This is a genomic window from Burkholderia aenigmatica, assembly GCF_048627025.1.
GTDB lineage: Bacteria > Pseudomonadota > Gammaproteobacteria > Burkholderiales > Burkholderiaceae > Burkholderia > Burkholderia aenigmatica.
On sequence record NZ_CP184468.1, the window covers coordinates 2,914,872 to 2,934,679 of the forward strand.

A 19,808-nucleotide genomic window follows, 5' to 3' on the forward strand; every position below is an offset into this window, starting at 1 on the left:
CCGGACACGATGCGGCTACCCGCACGCCGTCGTGTCGACGCGAAACGCCCGGATGGTGTCGTCGAACGCCCTCTCGACCGGGGTGTGCCAGAGCCGGGCTCACCGATCACGCAGATCGCCAATGACCTCACGTCCGGCCGGATCGCGCATGTGTTCGAACGATACGAAGACAGAAAATCGATCCAGCCCCGAGCGTGCTAAGTCGGCAGCGACGCGTGCGCGTGACGCCGGCCGTCGCGCCAGGCGACGAGCGGCCGCCACCACGCCTGCGCGGCGCGCCGGGCCGTCACCTCGAGCGGACCAAACGCGAACGTCGCACCGTGCGACCCCGCGCTGACCCATACGCGCATGCCGGGCGTGAGCATCAGCGCATCGCCGACGCCGAGCCAGTGATCGTCGTGCCGCCCCTCGATCGTCACCCAGACCTCGCCGTCGGCCACCTCCAGCGAGGTGCGATCGACGATCCGCCACCGACCGGCCGGCTCGTCGCCATCGATCACGTAAATTCGCAGTTCGCGCATGGCAGCCTCCTGGTCGCATGGGTCCGATGGCATCAGTATTTCGGACAGTGGCAGCACACGGACAGATACGGCTGCAGACACTTTCGACTGAACTGTACTGGTCACTCGACGAGGACGGGCACCCGCAGGCCGGACTTCGCGCCGTCCTTGCGCCGAACCGGCACGAAGCGATGGCTTTCCCTACAATGTCGGCTGTCCCGCGCCACCACCCCGCCTCCATGTTCCAGCGCCCGCCTGCCGCCGCTCCCGGCGAAAAGAACCTCACCGTGATGCTCTGGCTCGTCGCGACGGGCTTCTTCATGCAGACGCTCGATTCGACGATCGTGAACACGGCGCTGCCGTCGATGGCCGCGAGCCTCGGCGAATCGCCGCTGCGCATGCAGTCGGTCGTGATCGCGTACTCGCTGACGATGGCGGTGATGATCCCCGTGTCGGGCTGGCTCGCCGACACGTTCGGCACGCGGCGCGTGTTCTTCAGCGCGATCCTGGTGTTCTCGCTCGGCTCGCTGCTGTGCGCGAACGCGCATACGCTGACGCAGCTCGTCGCGTTCCGCGTGGTGCAGGGGGTCGGCGGCGCGATGCTGCTGCCGGTCGGGCGGCTCGCGGTGCTGCGCACGTTCCCGGCCGAACGCTACCTGCCCGCGCTGTCGTTCGTCGCGATTCCCGGCCTGATCGGCCCGCTGATCGGGCCGACGCTCGGCGGCTGGCTCGTGAAGATCGCGTCATGGCACTGGATCTTCCTGATCAACGTGCCGGTCGGCGTCGCCGGCTGCATCGCGACCTTCTATTCGATGCCCGATTCGCGCAACCCGGCCGTCGGCCGCTTCGACCTGAAGGGCTATCTGCTGCTGACGATCGGCATGGTCGCGATCTCGCTGTCGCTCGACGGGCTCGCCGATCTCGGCATGCAGCACGCGGCCGTGCTCGTGCTGCTGATCCTGAGCCTCGCGTGCTTCGTCGCATACGGGCTGTACGCGGTGCGCGCGCCGCAGCCGATCTTCTCGCTCGAGCTGTTCCGGATCCACACGTTCAGCGTCGGGCTGCTCGGCAACCTGTTCGCGCGGATCGGCAGCGGCGCGATGCCGTACCTGATCCCGCTGCTGCTGCAGGTGAGCCTCGGCTACTCGGCGTTCGAGGCCGGGCTGATGATGCTGCCGGTGGCCGCCGCCGGGATGTTCTCGAAGCGGATCATCACGCGCCTGATCACGCGGCACGGCTACCGCAAGGTGCTGCTCGCGAACACGATCATGGTCGGTGTGATGATGGCGAGCTTCGCGCTGATGCGCGACACGGTGCCCGTCTGGGTGAAGGTCGTGCATCTCGCGCTGTTCGGCGGCTTCAACTCGATGCAGTTCACCGCGATGAACACGCTGACGCTGAAGGATCTCGGCACCGGCGGCGCGAGCAGCGGCAACAGCCTGTTCTCGCTCGTGCAGATGCTGTCGATGAGCCTCGGCGTCACGGTCGCGGGGGCCTTGCTCGCGACCTTCACCGGCATGCTGCGCACCGTCACGCCAAGCAACACGCTGCCCGCGTTCCATGCGACCTTCATCTGCGTCGGGATCATCACGGCCGCGTCCGCGTGGATCTTCGCGCAGCTCGCGCCCGAGATCCGCAGCACCGCGCGCAAGACCGACCCGTCGGAACGCGCGTGACGCACGGCGCGCGCCGAACCGGGTCGATGCGCACCTTTTTGGTGCGACGCGGCCCCGCGATGCGCATTTGAAACGCCTGCCGTGCCCGGCAGCCCGACCGCGACGCGCCGCCGCACGGGGCACGATGCCGTGCACGCTTCTTGCTCGCCTATTCTCTAGGTAAACTGGCAGTCTTCCTTCGGCCGACATCATGAGCATGATCGAAATCGATCCCCCCGGCTTTCAGCCGCCCCGCCCCGTCGCCGGCGACGACGGGAACCGGCGCACCGTGCTGTACGGCGGCTACACCGTGTTCAGCGTGTTCCAGCCCGTTTTCTCGGTGTCGCACCGCCGCGCGATCGGCTATCACGCGTCGCTGCGTGCGCACGACGAGGAAAGCCGCCAGGTGGCGTCGCACGAGGTGTTCACGCAGGCAGCGCGGCGCGGCGACCTGCTCGAGCTCGGCCGGCTCGCCGAATCGCTGCATCTCGGCAACTTCCACGCGTTCGACAGCCATGACGAATGGCTCTTCCTGAGCCTGCATCCGGCCGCGCTGATGGACACCGTCTACGGCGACGCGATGCTCGCGAACCTGAAGGCGCTCGGGCTGCCGCCGCACCGCGTGGTGCTCGAAGTGCCCGAGCAGGCGGGCGGCGAGACGCCGCGCTACGCGGCGATCGTCGACGGGCTGCGCAAGGCCGGCTTCCTGATCGCGCTCGTCGGATTCGGTGCGAAGCATTCGAACATCGATCGCGTGTGGCACCTGCATCCCGACATCGTCACGCTCGACCGCGGCATCCTCGCGCAGGCGAGTGAGCACTCGCATCTCGAACGCGTGCTGCCGGGGCTCGTGTCGCTGCTGCACGAATCCGGCCAGCTCGTGCTGATGGGCGGGCTCGCGACCGAGCGCGACGCGCTGATCGCGCTGGAGTGCGACGTCGATTTCGTGCAGGGTCAGTACTTCGCGGGGCCGAGCGTCGAGCCGGTGCAGCCGCAGGCCGCCGCGGGCTGCATGGATACGCTGTCGGCCGCGTTGCGGCTGCGCGTCGCGGAACGCGAGCGCACGCAGGCGGAACGGCTCGCGCCGTACGTCGCGGCGCTCGAGGAAGCGAGCCGGAAACTCGGCGCGGGCGCGCCGCTCACCGACGCGGCAGCCGTCGTACTCGGGCTGCCCGAGACCGCGCGCTGCTTCCTGCTCGACGCATCGGGGCGCCAGATCGGCGACAACGTGCTCGCACGCGGCAGCGTCTCGCAACGCGCCAAGCGGTTCCGGCCGCTGCTGCATTCCGAAGGCGCGAGCTGGGAACGGCGCCCGTACTTCATCGACGCGATGCGCGCGCCGGGCCGCGTGCACCTGACGCCGCCCTACCTGTCGATCAACGAGGCGCACCTGTGCGTGACCGCGTCGATCGCCGCGCCGGTCGCGACCGGCATGCAGGTGCTCTGCGTCGACATCAACTGGGAAGCGGCACTCAACCGCGAATGAGCGTGGCGCCGCCGCGCCACGCTCAAGCGGTGGCAGCCTTGCGGATGATCAGCCGGTGCACGCGCTTGCCGGACGAGGGGCTGACGACCTCGTGCTCGTCGATCACCTGCGTGCCCGCGCCGAGCGCCGCCCGCATCCGCGCCGAATCGAGCGGCGTGTAAAGACGGCCGCGCTCGTCGCGCAACGCGCCGTTTCCGGCCACCCGCCAGCTCATGTACAACGTGCCGCCCGGCATCAGGAGCTCGGCCAGCCGCGTGGCGGCGGCCGCCGCTTCCGCCTGTTCGAGATGCATGACGACCGTTTCGCACAGCACGTTGCGAAACGCGCCGGACGGCACGCCGGCCAGCGCCGGCAGTGCAGCCAGCTCGAAGGCGAGATCCGGATGGCGGCGCCGCGCCTCGTCGAGCAGCGCGGCGCTCGCGTCGTAGCCGCGCACGTCGAAGCCGCGCGACGCGAGCCAGGCCGTATCGCGCCCGGCGCCGCAGCCGACGTCCGCGGTCGGCCCCGGCGAGAAATGCTGCTCCAGCAGCGCGTACATGTCGTCAGGCGCAGCCTGGTCGAGCCAGTCCTGCGCGTATTGCGCGGCATGGGCGTCGTAGGCATCGAGAGTCGGGCGATCCACCATGGTGACAGCTCCGCATAGGCGTCGTATGACGCACCCCGCATCTTAGCCGTTCACACCCCCGTGCGGCATCACGCGCGACGCGTGACGCAGCCGCCTACGCGGCCCGCACGTCGCCCGCGTGCGGCGCCCGCGCGGTCAGCTCGGCCCACAGCGCATCGCCGCGCCAGGCCGGGCGCGCCGCCGCGCGTTCCGCGTCGTGCACGAGCGCGCACAGTCGCGCATTGACGGGCGCCTGCGCGCCGAAGCGTGCGGCCAGCCGCACGACCTCGCCGCTGATCCACTCGACTTCCGTCGCCCGCCCCGCCGCGAGATCGTCCGACATCGACGAACGCGCGAGCGGGTCGATCGCAAGCATCCGGCCGCCGAGCACGCGGAACGCGGCGTCTGGCAAGTCGAGCACGGCCGGGATCCACGCGGCCGGCAATGGCGTCAGCCGCGCGGGCCGGATCGCCGCCCGCGCCAGCCAGTGCAGCGCTTCGCGCTGCGCGAGCGCGACGCAGCGCCGATACGCCCGTTGCGCGAGCTCGTCGCGCAGCGGCAGGTTCGCGAGCGCGTTGACCGCGTTGTTCAGGTTGAGCAGCAGCTTCGCCCACTGCACGGCCCGCATGTCGCGATGCAGCGCGAGCGGCAGCCCGGCGCGCGCGAATGCACCGGCGAACGGCTGCAGCGCGGGGGACGCGTCGGCCGCCAGCGCGCCGGCCGAGCCCTGGTGAAACGCACCGGGCTCCCGTTCGATTACGTTGAACGGCACCATGCCGGCCAGCACGGTGGCTTGCGGCAGCGCCTCGCGCAGCACGTCGGCGTTGTGCAGGCCGTTCTGGAAGCTGATCACGACCGTGCCGGGTCGCAGCACGCCGGCAAGCTGCGCCGCGGCGTCACGCGTCGCGGCCGACTTCACCGTCACGAGCACGAGCCGCGCGGCGGCCGCAGCCGCGGGATCGGTCGAGAACACGACGTCGGCCGGCGCGACCGACGCGCGGTAGCCACGCTGGTCGGTCAGCGTCAGCCCATGCCGATGAATCGCGTCGCCGATCCGTGCGCGGCCGACGAGCGTCACGTTCACGCCGGCCGCCGCGAGCCGTCCGCCGAGATAGCAGCCGACGGCACCCGCGCCGAACACGCAGACCGGTGCGTCAAACATGCGAATGGGCGCCGCCGTGCACGGGGCCGGCCCGCCGCTCGACTTCGCGGCGCACGTCGCCGCGCAGCCCCGCGAAGAACGCGACCTCGGCGACGACGAACAGCGGCCCGACCATCAGGCCCACCAGATCGTCGACGAACGCGGGTTTGCGACCTTCGAACCAGTGCCCGACGAACTGCACGATCCAGCCAATGACGAACGCGCCGATGCCGATCGCGAGCCATTGCGCGGTCGGCAGCAGCGCGAGCGCCTGCGCGGCCCACAGGCCCAGCGCGAACAGCGCGGTCATCACGATCCCGAACCGCAGGTCGAGGCGCAGGTAAAACACCGCGAACGCGACGGCCAGCAGCAGCGCCGGCGTCAGCGCGATGCCGGCCAGCATGCCGAGCGCCGGCCGCGACAGCAGCACCTCGGCCGCGAACACGATCATCGGGATCCCGACCAGATGCGTCGCGATGTTGCGCGCGTCTCGGTGGTAGGCCGCATACTGGGAAAGATGGTCTTCGAGCGTCTTCATCGCGTCTCCTGGTCGGTTATTGAGCGCTATGATGCGCGTCACGCCCGAGAACCTCTGTCAGCTACCCGACATCGCGTGCCCATGCCCTCGTCGCTCACCCCGTACCTGCCGCAGATCGAAGCGAACCCGTGGTTCGCCGCGCTGCCGCCCGCGTTGCGCGCGGACCTGCTTGCCCGCGCGGCGCTGCGCCGGCTGCCGGGCGGCCATGCGCTGTTCCGGCGCGGCGACCCGCCGTGCGGGCTGTACGCCGTCCTGGCCGGTTCACTCACGATAGGTGCGGTCGACCCGCAGGGCAAGGAAGCGCTGCTGACCGTGGCCGAGCCCGTCACCTGGTTCGGCGAAATCGCGCTGTTCGACGGCCAGCCGCGCACGCACGATGCGATCGCGCTCGACGACGCGTTGCTGCTGCACGTCCCGCAGGCCGCGCTGCTCGCGATCCTCGACGCGACGCCGCAATACTGGCGGCAATTCGCGCTGCTGATGGCGCAGAAGCTGCGCCTGAGCTTCCTGACCGTCGAATCGATGAGCGTGATGCCGGCCGCGCAGCGGCTCGCCGCCCGCCTGCTGATGATCGCCGACGGCTATGGCGGGATCAGCGCCGGCCGCACCCGCATCCGGCTGTCGCAGGAAACGCTCGCGGCGATGCTGTCGCTGACGCGGCAGACCACCAACCAGTTGCTGAAGGCGCTGCAGGCCGATGGCGTCGTGCGGCTGCACGTCGGCGAGATCGAGCTCGTCGACGTCGCTGCGCTGCGGCGCGCGAGCGGGTTGCCCGACGGCGTGCGCTGAGCGCTGGCACCACTGCGGCGCGGCCTCCCCGCCGTCACCGCGATGCGCTATCGTGGCGGCTCGTCCGTTCATCCGCCCGCACCGCCTTGAGCACGTCGACTGCCTCCGCTCCCTCCCGCCATCCGTGGCCGGTGTTCGTCGCATTCCTGCGGCTCGGCCTCACGTCGTTCGGCGGCCCGGTCGCGCATCTCGGCTACTTCCGCACCGAATTCGTCACGCGGCGCAGCTGGCTCACCGAGCGCTCGTATGCGGATCTCGTCGGGCTGTGCCAGTTCCTGCCGGGGCCCGCGAGCAGCCAGGTCGGGATGGCGATCGGCCTCGCGCGTGCCGGCTATGCGGGCATGTTCGCCGCGTGGCTCGGCTTCACGCTGCCGTCTGCGCTGCTGATGATGCTGTTCGCGCTCGGCGTGCACGCGACGGGCGCACCGATCGAAGCCGGTGCGCTGCACGGGCTGCGCATCGTGTCGGTCGCCGTGATCGCGCAAGCCGTGTGGGGCATGGCGCGCACGCTGTGCCCGGATGCGCGCCGCGTCACGCTGATGACCGCGGCTGCCTGCGTCGCGCTGCTCGCGCCGGCCGCGTGGGCGCAGGTTGCCGTGATCGTCGCGGCCGGACTGGCCGGCCTCGTGCTGCTGCCGCAGCCGGCGCGCGGCGCCCACGATCCGCTGCCGCTGCACGTGTCGCCCCGCGCGGGCGTGCTGTGGCTCGCGCTGTTCGCGGCGCTCCTCGTCGTGCTGCCGTTCGCGGCCCGCGCGCTGCGCTCCGATACGCTCGCCGTCGTCGATGCATTCTTCCGCACGGGTGCGCTCGTGTTCGGCGGCGGGCACGTGGTGCTGCCGCTGCTGCAGGCGGCCGTGGTCGCGCCCGGCTGGGTCGGCGATGCGGCATTCCTGGCCGGATATGGCGTCGCGCAGGCGGTGCCGGGGCCGCTGTTCACGTTCTCGGCGTTCCTCGGCGCGTCGCTGCGCCACGCGCCGAACGGCTGGCTCGGCGGCACGATCGCGCTGGTGTCGATCTTCGCGCCGTCGTTCCTGCTGGTGGCCGGCACCGCGCCGTTCTGGGAACGCCTGCGCCGCAGCACGCGGATGCAGGCCGCGCTCGCGGGCGTGAACGCGGCCGTCGTCGGGCTGCTGCTCGCCGCGCTCTATCACCCGGTCTGGACCGACACGATCGTGGCGCCCCGCGATCTGGCCGCCGCGCTCGTCGCATTCGTCGCGCTGGTGTTCTGGCGCGTGCCGCCATGGGCCGTCGTGCTCGCAAGCGCGGCGCTCGGCTGGGGGCTCGGCCTGCTGGCCTGATCGGGCACGCGCGGCACGTTCGCTCGCCACAAAAAACAAAAAGCCCTCGTTTCGAGGGCTTTTTTGCTGGGTGCCGCGCGCCGTAGCGGCGCGCAGGCGCCGGACCTTACGCGAAGTTCTTCGCTGCGAAGTCCCAGTTCACGATGTTCCAGAACGCTTCGACGAACTTCGGACGTGCGTTGCGGTAGTCGATGTAGTACGCGTGTTCCCACACGTCGATCGTCAGCAGTGCCTTGTCGGCGGTCGTCAGCGGCGTTGCGGCGTTGCTCGTCGACACGATGTCGAGCGAACCGTCAGCCTTCTTCACCAGCCATGCCCAGCCCGAACCGAACGTGCCGACTGCGGCCTTCGTGAACGCTTCCTTGAATGCGTCGTACGAACCCCACTTCGCGTTGATCGCGTCGCCCAGCGCGCCGGTCGGTGCGCCGCCGCCGTTCGGCGACAGGCTGTTCCAGAAGAACGTGTGGTTCCAGATTTGCGCGGCGTTGTTGAAGATGCCGTCCGACGACTTCTTCACGATCTCTTCCAGCGACAGGTTTTCGAATTCCGTGCCCGGGATCAGATTGTTCAGGTTCGTCACATAAGCCTGATGGTGCTTGCCGTAGTGGTACTGGATCGTCTCGAGCGAGATGGTCGGCGCGAGTGCGTCTTCAGCGTACGGGAGCGGCGGGAGCGTATGAGCCATGGCGATTCCTTCGTTGAGTATGTAGGGAGGCTGTGTTGAATGCTGCCGAGCGTCCGATTGTAGGCGAGGACGAATAACCCCGCAAACTCACGGGCCATTTATCCGCGGTATGCGGAAAAGCGATGTTGACGCAACGTCCGGCCGGACGAGCCGGCGCTGCGCAGCACCCGTTCCGGCGCGCGGTTTGCCGGTTGCGCGACCGTCGCGGCGCGCGCGCCGGTTACATCAGATCGTATCGGTCAGCCGCGGCTGCACATCGGCAAGCGACACGTCGGCCGAGCCTTCCGCGAGATGCACGGTCAGGCGGCGCTGCGGCTTCAGCGCGTTCGGCGTGCGCACCGCGCGGCCCGTCTGTGCATCGATCAGCGCCGCATAACCGCGCTCGAGCGTGCGCTGCGGGCTCAACACCTCGAGCCTTGCCGCACAGGCTGACACGCGAGCCGTGTCGCGTTCGTGACGGCGCTGCAAGGCCAGCGCCAGACGCTGCGACAGCCCCGCGAGCGCCAGGCGCGCCTGCGACGGATCGGGCCGCGCACGCTGCCAGCGCAGCTGCGCGAGCGCGAAACGCGCGCGCGCGTCGCGCACCGGCCGCGACGCCGCTGAGGCAAGCCGCACCGCGAGCTGCTCGACGTGCGTGCGCTGCCGCTGCAGCCGTTCGGCCGGGCTCACCAGCCGGCGCGCGAGCCAGTCGAGCTGCTGCGCGCGCTGTTCGAGCCGGCGCGCCATGCCGCGCGAGAGCGCCCGCTGGCGCTCGCCGACCTCGCGCAGCAGCAGCGCGCGCTGCGGGCTCGCGAGCTCAGCCGCGCCGGTCGGCGTCGGCGCGCGCACGTCGGCCGCGAAATCCGCGATCGTGAAATCGGTTTCGTGCCCGACGCCGCTGACGACCGGCAGTTCGCTCGCCGCGATCGCGCGCGCCAGCGCTTCGTCGTTGAACGACCACAGATCCTCGATCGAGCCGCCCCCGCGACAGACCAGCAGCACGTCGACCTCGCGGCGCGCATTCGCGGTCTCGACGGCCGCGACGAGCTTTTCGGCGGAACCGGCGCCCTGCACGGGTGCCGGATAGACGATCACCGGAATGTGCGGCGCGCGGCGGGCGAGCGTGGTCAGCACGTCGCGCAGCGCGGCCGCCTGCAGCGACGTGACGATGCCGATCGCACGCGGATGGGCGGGCAGCGGCCGCTTGCGCTCGGGCGCGAACAGCCCTTCGCTCTCGAGCTGCGCCTTCAGGCGCAGGAACGCCTCGTAAAGCCGCCCCTGGCCCGTGCGCCGCACGGCCTCGACGTTCAGTTGCACCTCGCCGCGCGGCTCGTACATCGTGACGACCGCGCGCACCTCGATGCGATCGCCTTCGCGCGGCGTGAACTCCGCGTATTGCGCGCGACCGCGGAACATCACGCAGCGCATCTGCGCCTGCTGGTCCTTGATCGAGAAATACCAGTGGCCGCTCGCGGCGCGCGTGAAATTCGACACTTCGCCCGAAATCCACAGCAGCGGAAACGAGCGCTCGAGCATCGTCGAAATCGCACGATTGAGCGCCGAAACGGGAATCACTTCGTCGCCGCCGCGGGTCGCGCCCGGTGCGGCAAATGGGGAGTCGGAAGGCATGGACGGTCGGATGAATGCTGGCGGCGACACGATAGTCCGACACGCGCGCGACGTCCAGCACCGGCCGCATGCGCGGTGACGCGCGGAAGGTGTCCACACTTTGGCAATCGTCGGCTTAAAACGCGTGAAAACCGCGAAAAAAACCAGACGATTCCCGGTAACACATTGATTTTTATATATTTTTAAAACTTTCGAAACGATTCTCATCCGATTCGAAGCCCGCCCGGCGGGCGTTTGACGCAATCGAACGGGGGGTTCTTCACAGAGTTATCCACAAGCCGTCGCGATCCGTCCCCGCGCGCTGCGTCGGCCGGTCACGCTTGCCGCGCCCGCCTGCGGCGCGCTAGAGTGCCGCCTTCCGCAGACCCCGCGGCATGCGCCGCCCAACGGAGAATCCGCCTTGACGAATCCGTCCCACGCCGCGGCGCACGACATGCCGCGCCCGGCCCGATGAGCGCGCCCGACGGCCCGCTCGCCCGGCTCGAAGCGCGCCTGACGCGCGAATGGCAGCGCCGCGGCGCACTCGCGTGGGCGCTCACGCCGTTCGCGTGCGTGTTCGGCCTGTGCGCGGCGCTGCGCCGCACCGCCTACACGCAGGGCTGGAAGCAGCCGGTCGACGTCGGCGTGCCCGTCGTCGTGGTCGGCAACGTGACCGTCGGCGGCACCGGCAAGACGCCGACCGTGATCGCGCTCGTCGACGCATTGCGCGCGGCCGGCTTCACGCCCGGCATCGTGTCGCGCGGCTACGGCGCGAACGTAAAGGCGCCGACCGCCGTCACACCCGCGTCGCGCGCCAGCGCGGGCGGCGACGAACCGCTCCTGATCGCGCGCCGCACCGGCGCGCCCGTCTGGGTCTGCCCCGATCGCGTCGCGGCCGCGCAGGCGCTGCGCGCCGCGCATCCGGACGTCGACGTGATCGTCAGCGACGACGGCCTGCAGCACTACCGCCTCGCGCGCACGGTCGAGCTCGTCGTGTTCGACCATCGGCTCGGCGGCAACGGCTTCCTGCTGCCGGCCGGGCCGTTGCGCGAGCCGCTGTCGCGGCACCGCGACGCCACGCTCGTCAACGATCCGTACAGCGGCGCGCTGCCGCCGTGGCCCGATACCTATGCGCTCGCGCTCACGCCGGGCGCCGCGTGGCACCTCGACCAGCCCGCGCTGCGCCGCCCGCTGTCGCAATTCGCGCACGAGCGCGTGCTCGCCGCGGCCGGCATCGGCGCGCCGGAACGCTTCTTCGCGACGCTGCGCGCGGCCGGACTCGCGCCCGCGACGCGCGCGCTGCCCGACCACTACGCGTTCGCCGACAATCCGTTCGTCGACGACGCCGTCGATGCGATCCTGATCACCGAGAAGGATGCAGTAAAATTGGGCGCTTCCTGGCGCGACGCTCGGCTGTGGGTGGTCCCCGTCGAAGCCGCGCTCGATCCTCGCCTCATTGCCCTCGTTGTGGAGAAACTCCGTGGACGCTCGCCTGCTTGAAATCCTTGTGTGCCCTATCTGCAAAGGCCCGCTCCACTATGACCGTGCCGCGCAGGAGCTGATCTGCAATGCGGACAAGCTCGCCTACCCGATCCGCGACGGCATCCCCGTGATGCTGGTCGACGAAGCGCGCCAGACCGTCGAAGGCACACCGGTCGACCCGGCCGGCCGCTAAGCTGCCGACCCCGGCCCGAGCCGCGGCCCGTCCGCGGCCAGGGCCGAACCCCGCCGGGCGACCCGCGCCAGACGCGCCGCCCGCTCCGCTCTTCTCACCGCGCTTCCCCGATGACTCACCCGCAACCCTTCATCGCCGTCATTCCCGCCCGGCTCGCGTCGACGCGGCTCCCGAACAAGCCGCTCGCCGATCTCGGCGGCAAGCCGATGGTCGTGCGCGTCGCCGAGCGCGCGCGCGAAGCGGGCGCGCAGCAGGTGCTGGTCGCGTCCGACGCGCAGAGCGTGCTCGATGCGGCGCGCGATCACGGCTTCGAAGCGGTGCTGACGCGTGCCGACCATCCGTCGGGCACCGACCGGCTCGCGGAAGTCGCGGCGACGTTCGGGTGGAGCGACGACACCGTCGTCGTCAACGTGCAGGGCGACGAGCCGCTGATTGACCCCGTGCTCGTGCGCGACGTAGCGTCGCACCTCGCCGCGCATCCGGCCTGCGCGATTGCGACGGCCGCCCACCCGATCCACGACGCGGCCGACGTGTTCAACCCGAACGTCGTGAAGGTCGCGCTCGACGCGCAGAGCGTCGCGCTGTACTTCTCGCGCGCGCCGATTCCGTGGAGCCGGGACGCGTACCAGCCGCACTGGCCCGACGTCGCGGCCATGCCTGCGCCGGCTTTCCCGGTCTACCGGCACATCGGCCTCTATGCGTATCGCGCGCGTTTCCTGCGCACGTATCCGACGCTTGCGCAGGCGCCGATCGAACAGGCCGAGCAGCTCGAACAGTTGCGCGCGCTGTGGCACGGCGAGCGTATCGCAGTGCTGATCACCGAGTCCGCGCCCGAAGCCGGAATCGACACGCCGGCCGATCTCGCACGCGTGCAGGCCCTTTTTCAGCCGGGATCAAAATAACCCGTGGCATAATCAGGCGATTGTGCGAGCCGTCCGCGACCAGCGCGTCCTCGCTTGACCCCGCCCGCGGCCCTGCCGGCAGCCGCGCGTCGCTCAACCCGACGCGCCGCATCAGACCGGTCCGCCACGCGCCAGGCAAGCCCCGCGCACGCCGTCGCCGGCGCTTTTTGCGTCTCGCCACACGAATCTACATACTGGAGATATCACCATGCGTTTGATCCTGTTGGGCGCGCCCGGCGCGGGAAAGGGCACCCAGGCAAACTTCATCAAGGAAAAGTTCGGCATCCCGCAAATCTCGACGGGCGACATGCTGCGCGCGGCCGTGAAGGCTGGCACGCCGCTCGGCGTCGAGGCGAAGGGCTACATGGACGCCGGCAAGCTCGTGCCGGACGCGCTGATCATCGGCCTCGTCAAGGAGCGCCTGAAGGAATCCGACTGCGCGAACGGCTATCTGTTCGACGGTTTCCCGCGCACGATCGCGCAGGCTGACGCGATGAAGGAAGCCGGCGTCGCGATCGACTACGTGCTCGAGATCGACGTACCGTTCTCGGAAATCATCGAGCGCATGAGCGGCCGCCGCACGCACCCGGCATCGGGCCGCACGTACCACGTCAAGTTCAACCCGCCGAAGGTCGAAGGCCATGACGACGTGACGGGCGAACCGCTGATCCAGCGCGACGACGACAAGGAAGAAACCGTCAAGAAGCGTCTCGAAGTGTACGAAGCGCAGACCAAGCCGCTGATCACGTACTACGGCGACTGGGCGCAACGCGGCGAGGAAAACGGCCTGAAGGCCCCGCAGTATCGCAAGATCTCGGGCCTCGGCGGCGTCGACGAGATCCGTGAGCGCGCGTTTGGCGCACTGAAGTAAGCCGCGCGTCGCGCACCCGCGAGCCGCCCTTTCCGGGCGGCTTTTTTTTGCCCGGGCGGAATTCGCACGACCGTTCAGGTCTCGCCGCCGCCGGAGAGTGCCCCGTACAATCGGTCGAGTGCCGGACGTGCCGGCATTTCAACCAATCGGGCGGCATCGAACCAGGCAACGGCTTTGCGCGGAACCGCAACAGGCATCGAAGCGCCAGGGGGCGGTCGACCGCTTTGCATGGGACCTCCCTGGGCGCTAAAGCGCCAAGGGCGGTCGACCGCCTTGCATGGGACCTCCCTAGGCGCTAAAGCGCCAAGGGCGGTCGACCGCCTTGCATGGGACCTCCCTAGGCGCTAAAGCGCCAAGGGCGGTCGACACCGGAGACAGTCATGGAAATTCGCGGCAACGTATTTCTGATCACGGGCGGCGCATCGGGCCTCGGCGCCGGCACGGCGCGGATGCTCGCGCAGGCAGGCGGCACGGTCGTGCTCGCCGACTTGAACGACGCGGCGGGCACGGCGCTCGCGACCGAACTGGGCGGCCTCTTCGTCCATTGCGACGTGTCGAGCGAGACCGACGCGCAGGCAGCCGTCGACGCGGCAACGCGCGCGGGCACGCTGCGCGGCCTCGTGAACTGTGCCGGCATCGCGCCCGCCGCGAAGACCGTCGGCAAGGACGGCGCACATCCGCTCGACGTGTTCGCGAAGACGATCAACGTGAACCTCGTCGGCACGTTCAACATGATCCGGCTCGCAGCCGTTGCGATGGCCGCCACCGCGCCGACCGCGGATGGCGAGCGCGGCGTGATCGTGAGTACCGCGTCGGTCGCCGCATTCGACGGACAGATCGGCCAGGCCGCGTACGCGGCATCGAAAGCCGGCGTCGCGGGCATGACGCTGCCGATCGCGCGCGACCTGTCGCGCAGCGGCATCCGCGTGATGACGATCGCGCCCGGCCTGTTCGAGACGCCGATGCTGCTCGGCATGCCGCAGGACGTGCAGGACGCGCTCGGCGCGATGGTGCCGTTCCCGCCGCGGCTCGGCAAACCAGCCGAATATGCGCTGCTGGTGCGCCAGATCGTCGAGAATCCGATGCTCAACGGCGAAGTGATCCGCCTCGACGGCGCGATCCGGATGCAGCCGAAATAAGCACAAAAAAACGCCCGCAGCGCGGGCGTTTTTCATTCAGGGTGCCGGCAAAGCACCGCGGCGGCTCAGTCTTCGCCGTCGCGCTGCATCCGCTGCCGCAATTCGGTCACCTGCGACTCGACGACGGTGGCGTCGTCCGCGTCCGGCCGCTCGCCGAGATACTGCTCGAGATCCTCGAGCGCGGGCCGCAGGTAATCGAGCCGCGCATACGCAAAACCGCGGTCGCGGACTTCGTCGAGGTGCTCGGGCAACAGGATCACGAGCCGCTGCTGCACCGCGAGCAGCCGCTGCCAGCGTTCCGTCTGAAGATAGATCGTCTTCAGGTTGCGCAGCATCCGCGCGATGATCTCGCGGCTCGTCGCCGGCTGCAGCAGCGCGCGCAACGCGCTGTCGACCGCACCGGCCGCACGCGCGACGTACGGCTCGAGCATCTCGACCATCTCCGCTTCAGACAACGAATGACCGTTGGCCGGATCGATGATCAGGTCGCCGTCCGGCAGCGTGACGCGCAGCAGGAAATGGCCGGGGAACGATACGCCCCGCGCCGGCACGCCGATCTGCTCGGCGAGTTCCAGGTACAGCACCGACAGCGAGATCGGAATCCCGCGCCGCCGCTTCAGCACGGCGTTCAGGTGGCTGTTATCGGGGTCGTAGTAATCGTTGTGGTTGCACGCGAAGCCGAGCTCGCGGAAGAAGAAATCGTTCAGCGCGGCGACGCGGCCCTTCAGGTCCGTATCGTCGGCGAACCGCCGGCGCAGCCGCGCCGCCAGCATGTCGAGTTCGGCCAGCGTGCCCTGCAGGTCGAGGTCGGGATACGCGTCCTGCGCCAGCGACAGCGCCGCTTCCGTGACGGGCAGGCTGTCGTCGTCCGCCACGAGCGTGCTGAAGTAGTCGAGGACGCGGGTCATTGCGGTCGTCACTTGGCGCGCCTTCTGAAATAAGCGTATTTGAAGCCCATCACCCACAACATACCGAAATATAGTGCAGCGAACAGCACGAGGCACGCGGCCATCAGCGCGATGCGATCGAGCGGCTGCGCGCGCATCCCGGTCCAGTCGAAGCTGATCGACAGCCAGTGCATCAGGCCCGCGAGCACGAGCGCCGCACCGATCAGCTGCACGAAGAAGCGCAGCCAGCCCGGCGACGGCTGGTAGATGCCGCGCTTGCGCAGCCCGATGAACAGCAGCAGCGAGTTCAGGCACGCGCCGACGCCGATGCTCAGCGTCAGGCCCGCGTGGCCGATCAGCGGCACGAACACGTAGTTCGAGATCTGCGTGACGATCAGCACGCCGATCGCGATCTTCACGGGTGTCTTGATGTCCTGCTTCGCGTAGAAGCCTGGCGCGAGGATCTTGATCAGGATGATGCCGACGAGGCCGATCCCGTAGGTCGCCAGCGCGCGCGCGACCATCGTGACGGTATGCGCATCGAACTTGCCGTAATTGAAGAGGGTCGCGGTGAGCGGCGTCGCGAAGAAGAACAGCGCGAGCGCGCTCGGTGCCGCGAGCAGGAACGTGACGCGCAGCCCCCAGTCGAGCAGCGCCGAATACTCATGCGAATCGGCGTCGACGTGCGCCTTCGACAGGCTCGGCAGCAGGATCGTGCCGAGCGCGACGCCGAGTAGCGCCGTCGGGAATTCCATCAGGCGGTCGGCGTAGTTGATCCACGACACGGCGCCCTGCCCGAGCCGCGACGCAATATTGGTGTTGATGATCAGCGACAGTTGCGCGACCGACACTGCGAACGTCGCGGGCACCATCTTCGCGAGCACGCGCTTCACGCCCGGGTGGCGCAGCGCGCGCACCGGGTTGAAGCCGATCAGCGGCACCATGTCGATCTTCTTCAGGCCCGGCAGCTGCACGAGGAACTGCAGCACGCCGCCGACGATCACGGCCCATGCGAGCGCGAACACCGGCACCTTCAGGTGCGGCGCGACGAACACGGCCGCGGAGATGAACGCGACGTTGAGCAGCACCGGCGCGAACGCGGGCAACGAGAAGCTCTTGTACGTGTTCAGCACGCCGGAGGCGAGCGTCGTCAGCGAGATGAACACGATGTACGGGAACATGATCCGCGTCATCGTGACCGCGAGCGGAAACGCCTGCCCGTCGGTGTGCAGGCCGGACGCGACCGCGAACACGACCCACGACGCGCCGACGATCCCGAAAACCGACAGCACGGCAAGCGCCCACGCGAGCACGGTCGACATCGCGTCGACGAGCGCTTTCGTCGCGTCGTGCCCCTGCTGGTTCTTGAACTCGGCGAGGATCGGCACGAACGCCTGCGAGAACGCGCCTTCGGCAGACAGGCGGCGCAGCAGGTTCGGGATACGGAAGGCGACGTAGAACGCGTCGGTGTATTGACTGGCACCGAACGCACGGGCGATCAGTGTCTCGCGGGCCAGTCCGGTCACGCGCGACAGCAGCGTGAAGCCGCTGACCGTCAGCAGGGCTCGGAATAGATTCATGGGGCGCTTATTATACGGACGTTGCGCGACCCGGCCAGCGGCCGATGCCGAAAAGCACGCACGCCGATGGCGCCCCGTCCGGCAGATGTCACGTGGAACTTGCCACTCGCTTGATTTTGTTGCTATAATCGCCGGTTTCTGGGCTCGTACATGCACGGCAACTGCCGTTTTCATGTCCCGGCCTCGGTTAAAATCACCGTTTTTTATGCGCCCCTGGGCAATCGCTCTCAGGGGACGGATCGAAAAGCAGCGCTTGGCCGTCTAGGCTCCAAGCTCTGGAAACAGGACAGGATAAGGAACCGTCATGGCTAACTCCGCACAAGCACGCAAGCGCGCCCGCCAGGCCGCGAAGGCAAATTCGCACAACTCGGCGCTGCGCTCGAAATTCCGTACCGCGATCAAGGCTGTTCGCAAGGCTGTCGACGCCGGCGATCAAGCAAAGGCTGCCGATCTGTTCAAGGCTGCCGTGAAGACGATCGACACGATCGCTGACAAGAAGATCGTTCACAAGAACAAGGCCGCTCGCAGCAAGAGCCGCCTCGCCGCAGCCGTCAAAGGCCTGCAGGCAGCAGCGTAAATCCGGCGCGCCCGCTTCCGCGGGCGTTCCTGTTTCCTGCGATCGCAAAAAAGCCCGCCTAGGCGGGCTTTTTTGCCTGTGTCGCCGAGATCGGCAACGATGCAGGCGAACAACCGGGGCCCGGCGCTGCGCGCGCCCCCGCCCGTCCGCTGCTTACTTCTTCTCGCTGTAGTCCGGCAGTTCGCACGCCTCGGTGACGACGAGGTTGTTGTCCTTCGCGAAATTCAGCACGAAATCGAACGCCATCGGCTCGACGTCGCGCAGCCGGGAATCGAGGATCACGCATTTCAGGTCGCCGAGCATCGTCGGACGCACGTAGAGCGAATACTGGAGACGCGCGTTCCGCCCGCTCGCCCCCGGCCCGAAGCAGGCCATCACACCGGCCAGACGTTCCGACCAGTCGCTCGGGCGAAACTTTTTCCCGTCTTTCGTGATGCCCTGGATGAAGAATTCGGTCGGAGGGGTTTCAGCCATGTGGTTACCCAAGTGACGGCCCGGCGATGTCCAGGCAACGGCGCCTGGATACGCGAACACAAAGCTGAAACGGACGGCGGCACGAGCATTCCGATATCCCGAAAACGGGACGTCGACGCGCGCCGCCGGTAGACTGCACCGAATTTGTGCAGCGCACGGCTTGTGTCCGGCAGAGCGCGAGGAGGCTTGCCTGCCGGGCTGGAGAAAACTTTCGAATTATACCGCAGCGCGCCATCGCGCGCCGTCCCGACACCCCTCCTCCTGCACCGCCAGCCGCGTGCGGCGATCGTGCCCCGCTTCTCTCCACGGCTCGTCAAAGCACAGAAAATCCTTTATGCTGCTTTGAGTTATCCACACCCGACGGCGGCGCCGTCCGGCCTCGCTGCCGGGTGACATCCCGCCGTATCCTGCTTCATGACCGCCAAAACCATTCGTCACTACCTGCAGTTCAAGGATTTCTCGCTGGAAGACTACGAGTACGTGCTGGAGCGCACGGGTATCCTGAAGCGCAAGTTCAAGAACTACGAGACCTACCACCCGCTGCACGACCGCACGCTCGCGATGATCTTCGAGAAGAGCTCGACGCGCACGCGCCTGTCGTTCGAGGCCGGGATCTTCCAGCTCGGCGGCCATGCCGTCTTCATGAGCACGCGCGACACGCAGCTCGGCCGCGGCGAACCCGTCGAGGATTCCGCGCAGGTCATCTCGCGGATGGTCGACATCATCATGATCCGCACGTTCGAGCAGGAGGTCATCAAGCGTTTCGCGGACAATTCCCGCGTACCGGTGATCAACGGCCTGACGAACGAGTACCACCCGTGCCAGGTGCTCGCCGACATCTTCACGTACTACGAGCACCGCGGCCCGATCGCCGGCAAGACCGTCGCGTGGGTCGGCGATGCGAACAACATGCTCTACACGTGGATCGAAGCCGCGCAGATCCTCGGCTTCAAGCTGCGCCTGTCCACACCGCCCGGCTACGCGCTCGACATGAAGCTCGTGTCGCCCGACAGCGCACCGTTCTACGAGGTGTTCGACGATCCGAACGAAGCCTGCAAGGGCGCCGACCTCGTCACCACCGACGTGTGGACGAGCATGGGCTTCGAGGCCGAGAACGAGGCCCGCATGCAGGCGTTCGCCGACTGGTGCGTCGACGAGGAAATGATGGGCCACGCGAATCCGGACGCCCTCTTCATGCACTGCCTGCCCGCCCACCGCGGCGAGGAAGTGACGGCCGGCGTGATCGACGGCCCACAGAGCGTCGTGTGGGACGAAGCGGAAAACCGCCTGCACGTGCAGAAGGCACTGATGGAGTTCCTGCTGCTCGGCCGCCTCAAGCACTGACGCGCCGGCACCGGGCAATCCATGAAAAAAGCGCCGATCGTCGATCGGCGCTTTTTGTTTGGGCGCGCGAAACGCT

20 protein-coding genes are annotated in these 19,808 nt (G+C 68.6%); 11 read left to right on the forward strand and 9 right to left on the reverse strand.

The window, feature by feature from the left end:
• Positions 1–197: 197 nt before the first annotated feature.
• Positions 198–521, reverse strand: a complete 324-nt coding sequence (locus ACN8ZM_RS13660; protein ID WP_043190037.1) for a DUF2917 domain-containing protein — start codon at positions 519–521, stop codon at positions 198–200.
• 218 nt (positions 522–739) lie between these two features.
• Here ACN8ZM_RS13660 and mdtD point away from each other — a divergent pair, with 218 nt between their 5' ends.
• On the forward strand, positions 740–2,176 hold the full coding sequence (gene mdtD / locus ACN8ZM_RS13665; protein WP_041492932.1) for a multidrug transporter subunit MdtD: 1,437 nt from the start codon (positions 740–742) through the stop codon (positions 2,174–2,176).
• 190 nt (positions 2,177–2,366) lie between these two features.
• Positions 2,367–3,641, forward strand: coding sequence for an EAL domain-containing protein (locus ACN8ZM_RS13670; RefSeq protein WP_089451163.1), 1,275 nt, complete (start codon positions 2,367–2,369; stop codon positions 3,639–3,641).
• A gap of 22 nt (positions 3,642–3,663) precedes the next feature.
• Here the strand turns inward: ACN8ZM_RS13670 and ACN8ZM_RS13675 are convergent, their stop codons facing one another.
• The 3 genes from ACN8ZM_RS13675 to ACN8ZM_RS13685 form a co-directional block, all read right to left on the reverse strand.
• Positions 3,664–4,266, reverse strand: coding sequence for a class I SAM-dependent methyltransferase (locus tag ACN8ZM_RS13675; RefSeq protein WP_420210136.1), 603 nt, complete (start codon positions 4,264–4,266; stop codon positions 3,664–3,666).
• Positions 4,267–4,360: 94 nt separating this feature from the next.
• Positions 4,361–5,407, reverse strand: coding sequence for a 2-dehydropantoate 2-reductase (locus ACN8ZM_RS13680; protein ID WP_420210137.1), 1,047 nt, complete (start codon positions 5,405–5,407; stop codon positions 4,361–4,363).
• Positions 5,400–5,924, reverse strand: a complete 525-nt coding sequence (locus ACN8ZM_RS13685; protein WP_089451166.1) for a DUF962 domain-containing protein — start codon at positions 5,922–5,924, stop codon at positions 5,400–5,402. Before ACN8ZM_RS13685 ends, ACN8ZM_RS13680 begins: the two co-directional genes overlap by 8 nt.
• An 81-nt stretch (positions 5,925–6,005) precedes the next feature.
• On the opposite strand from ACN8ZM_RS13685, the gene ACN8ZM_RS13690 reads away from it, so the two are divergent.
• Both ACN8ZM_RS13690 and chrA read left to right on the forward strand, forming a co-directional pair.
• Positions 6,006–6,713, forward strand: coding sequence for a Crp/Fnr family transcriptional regulator (locus ACN8ZM_RS13690; RefSeq protein WP_043190045.1), 708 nt, complete (start codon positions 6,006–6,008; stop codon positions 6,711–6,713).
• An 86-nt stretch (positions 6,714–6,799) separates the two neighbouring features.
• On the forward strand, positions 6,800–8,011 hold the full coding sequence (chrA, locus tag ACN8ZM_RS13695; RefSeq protein ID WP_420210138.1) for a chromate efflux transporter: 1,212 nt from the start codon (positions 6,800–6,802) through the stop codon (positions 8,009–8,011).
• A 106-nt stretch (positions 8,012–8,117) separates the two neighbouring features.
• Here chrA and sodB read toward each other — a convergent pair whose 3' ends face one another.
• Together sodB and xseA are read right to left on the reverse strand one after the other, a co-directional pair.
• Entirely contained in the window at positions 8,118–8,696 is a 579-nt protein-coding gene (sodB, locus tag ACN8ZM_RS13700) for a superoxide dismutase [Fe] (protein WP_420210139.1), read from the reverse strand.
• 225 nt (positions 8,697–8,921) lie between these two features.
• Positions 8,922–10,304, reverse strand: coding sequence for an exodeoxyribonuclease VII large subunit (gene xseA / locus ACN8ZM_RS13705; RefSeq protein WP_420210140.1), 1,383 nt, complete (start codon positions 10,302–10,304; stop codon positions 8,922–8,924).
• A gap of 450 nt (positions 10,305–10,754) precedes the next feature.
• Here xseA and lpxK point away from each other — a divergent pair, with 450 nt between their 5' ends.
• From lpxK to ACN8ZM_RS13730, 5 genes are all read left to right on the forward strand, one after another.
• Positions 10,755–11,783 carry a tetraacyldisaccharide 4'-kinase gene (gene lpxK, locus ACN8ZM_RS13710; protein WP_420210141.1) on the forward strand — a complete coding sequence of 343 codons (1,029 nt, stop codon included), beginning with the start codon at positions 10,755–10,757 and terminating at the stop codon, positions 11,781–11,783.
• Positions 11,764–11,958: a Trm112 family protein gene (locus tag ACN8ZM_RS13715; RefSeq protein ID WP_010090898.1), complete on the forward strand. Its 195-nt coding sequence runs from the start codon at positions 11,764–11,766 to the stop codon at positions 11,956–11,958. The genes lpxK and ACN8ZM_RS13715 overlap by 20 nt, the downstream gene beginning before the upstream one ends.
• Positions 11,959–12,068: 110 nt before the next feature.
• The gene (gene kdsB / locus ACN8ZM_RS13720) at positions 12,069–12,860 is read left to right on the forward strand and encodes a 3-deoxy-manno-octulosonate cytidylyltransferase (protein WP_059665170.1); all 792 of its coding nucleotides are present in this window, start codon (positions 12,069–12,071) and stop codon (positions 12,858–12,860) included.
• Between the two features lie 208 nt (positions 12,861–13,068).
• On the forward strand, positions 13,069–13,731 hold the full coding sequence (adk, locus tag ACN8ZM_RS13725) for an adenylate kinase (protein ID WP_043190056.1): 663 nt from the start codon (positions 13,069–13,071) through the stop codon (positions 13,729–13,731).
• Positions 13,732–14,111: 380 nt separating this feature from the next.
• Positions 14,112–14,870 (forward strand): 3-hydroxyacyl-CoA dehydrogenase, encoded by a 759-nt coding sequence (locus tag ACN8ZM_RS13730; RefSeq protein ID WP_089451170.1) that lies wholly within the window; start codon positions 14,112–14,114, stop codon positions 14,868–14,870.
• Positions 14,871–14,935: 65 nt separating this feature from the next.
• On the opposite strand, the gene ACN8ZM_RS13735 is transcribed toward ACN8ZM_RS13730, so the two are convergent.
• Positions 14,936–15,778: a SirB1 family protein gene (locus ACN8ZM_RS13735; RefSeq protein WP_043190258.1), complete on the reverse strand. Its 843-nt coding sequence runs from the start codon at positions 15,776–15,778 to the stop codon at positions 14,936–14,938.
• An 8-nt stretch (positions 15,779–15,786) separates the two neighbouring features.
• Positions 15,787–17,337, reverse strand: coding sequence for a murein biosynthesis integral membrane protein MurJ (gene murJ / locus ACN8ZM_RS13740; RefSeq protein WP_089451171.1), 1,551 nt, complete (start codon positions 17,335–17,337; stop codon positions 15,787–15,789).
• Between the two features lie 304 nt (positions 17,338–17,641).
• Here murJ and rpsT point away from each other — a divergent pair, with 304 nt between their 5' ends.
• Entirely contained in the window at positions 17,642–17,914 is a 273-nt protein-coding gene (rpsT, locus tag ACN8ZM_RS13745; RefSeq protein ID WP_011352994.1) for a 30S ribosomal protein S20, read from the forward strand.
• 153 nt (positions 17,915–18,067) lie between these two features.
• On the opposite strand, the gene ACN8ZM_RS13750 is transcribed toward rpsT, so the two are convergent.
• On the reverse strand, positions 18,068–18,388 hold the full coding sequence (locus tag ACN8ZM_RS13750; RefSeq protein ID WP_043190063.1) for a DUF3579 domain-containing protein: 321 nt from the start codon (positions 18,386–18,388) through the stop codon (positions 18,068–18,070).
• 414 nt (positions 18,389–18,802) lie between these two features.
• On the opposite strand from ACN8ZM_RS13750, the gene argF reads away from it, so the two are divergent.
• Positions 18,803–19,732, forward strand: coding sequence for an ornithine carbamoyltransferase (argF, locus tag ACN8ZM_RS13755; protein ID WP_043190066.1), 930 nt, complete (start codon positions 18,803–18,805; stop codon positions 19,730–19,732).
• Positions 19,733–19,808 lie beyond the last annotated feature (76 nt).

Bases quoted from the DNA above. Each gene is read 5' to 3' on its own strand.
- ACN8ZM_RS13750 (WP_043190063.1), bottom strand. From the start codon at position 18,388: ATGGCTGAAACCCCTCCGACCGAATTCTTCATCCAGGGCATCACGAAA.
- mdtD (WP_041492932.1), top strand. From the start codon at position 740: ATGTTCCAGCGCCCGCCTGCCGCCGCTCCCGGCGAAAAGAACCTCACC.
- xseA (WP_420210140.1), bottom strand. From the start codon at position 10,304: ATGCCTTCCGACTCCCCATTTGCCGCACCGGGCGCGACCCGCGGCGGC.
- ACN8ZM_RS13690 (WP_043190045.1), top strand. From the start codon at position 6,006: ATGCCCTCGTCGCTCACCCCGTACCTGCCGCAGATCGAAGCGAACCCG.
- argF (WP_043190066.1), top strand. From the start codon at position 18,803: ATGACCGCCAAAACCATTCGTCACTACCTGCAGTTCAAGGATTTCTCG.
- ACN8ZM_RS13730 (WP_089451170.1), top strand. From the start codon at position 14,112: ATGGAAATTCGCGGCAACGTATTTCTGATCACGGGCGGCGCATCGGGC.
- ACN8ZM_RS13670 (WP_089451163.1), top strand. From the start codon at position 2,367: ATGAGCATGATCGAAATCGATCCCCCCGGCTTTCAGCCGCCCCGCCCC.
- adk (WP_043190056.1), top strand. From the start codon at position 13,069: ATGCGTTTGATCCTGTTGGGCGCGCCCGGCGCGGGAAAGGGCACCCAG.
- kdsB (WP_059665170.1), top strand. From the start codon at position 12,069: ATGACTCACCCGCAACCCTTCATCGCCGTCATTCCCGCCCGGCTCGCG.
- sodB (WP_420210139.1), bottom strand. From the start codon at position 8,696: ATGGCTCATACGCTCCCGCCGCTCCCGTACGCTGAAGACGCACTCGCG.
- rpsT (WP_011352994.1), top strand. From the start codon at position 17,642: ATGGCTAACTCCGCACAAGCACGCAAGCGCGCCCGCCAGGCCGCGAAG.
- ACN8ZM_RS13680 (WP_420210137.1), bottom strand. From the start codon at position 5,407: ATGTTTGACGCACCGGTCTGCGTGTTCGGCGCGGGTGCCGTCGGCTGC.
- lpxK (WP_420210141.1), top strand. From the start codon at position 10,755: ATGAGCGCGCCCGACGGCCCGCTCGCCCGGCTCGAAGCGCGCCTGACG.
- murJ (WP_089451171.1), bottom strand. From the start codon at position 17,337: ATGAATCTATTCCGAGCCCTGCTGACGGTCAGCGGCTTCACGCTGCTG.
- ACN8ZM_RS13735 (WP_043190258.1), bottom strand. From the start codon at position 15,778: ATGACCCGCGTCCTCGACTACTTCAGCACGCTCGTGGCGGACGACGAC.
- ACN8ZM_RS13685 (WP_089451166.1), bottom strand. From the start codon at position 5,924: ATGAAGACGCTCGAAGACCATCTTTCCCAGTATGCGGCCTACCACCGA.
- ACN8ZM_RS13660 (WP_043190037.1), bottom strand. From the start codon at position 521: ATGCGCGAACTGCGAATTTACGTGATCGATGGCGACGAGCCGGCCGGT.
- ACN8ZM_RS13675 (WP_420210136.1), bottom strand. From the start codon at position 4,266: ATGGTGGATCGCCCGACTCTCGATGCCTACGACGCCCATGCCGCGCAA.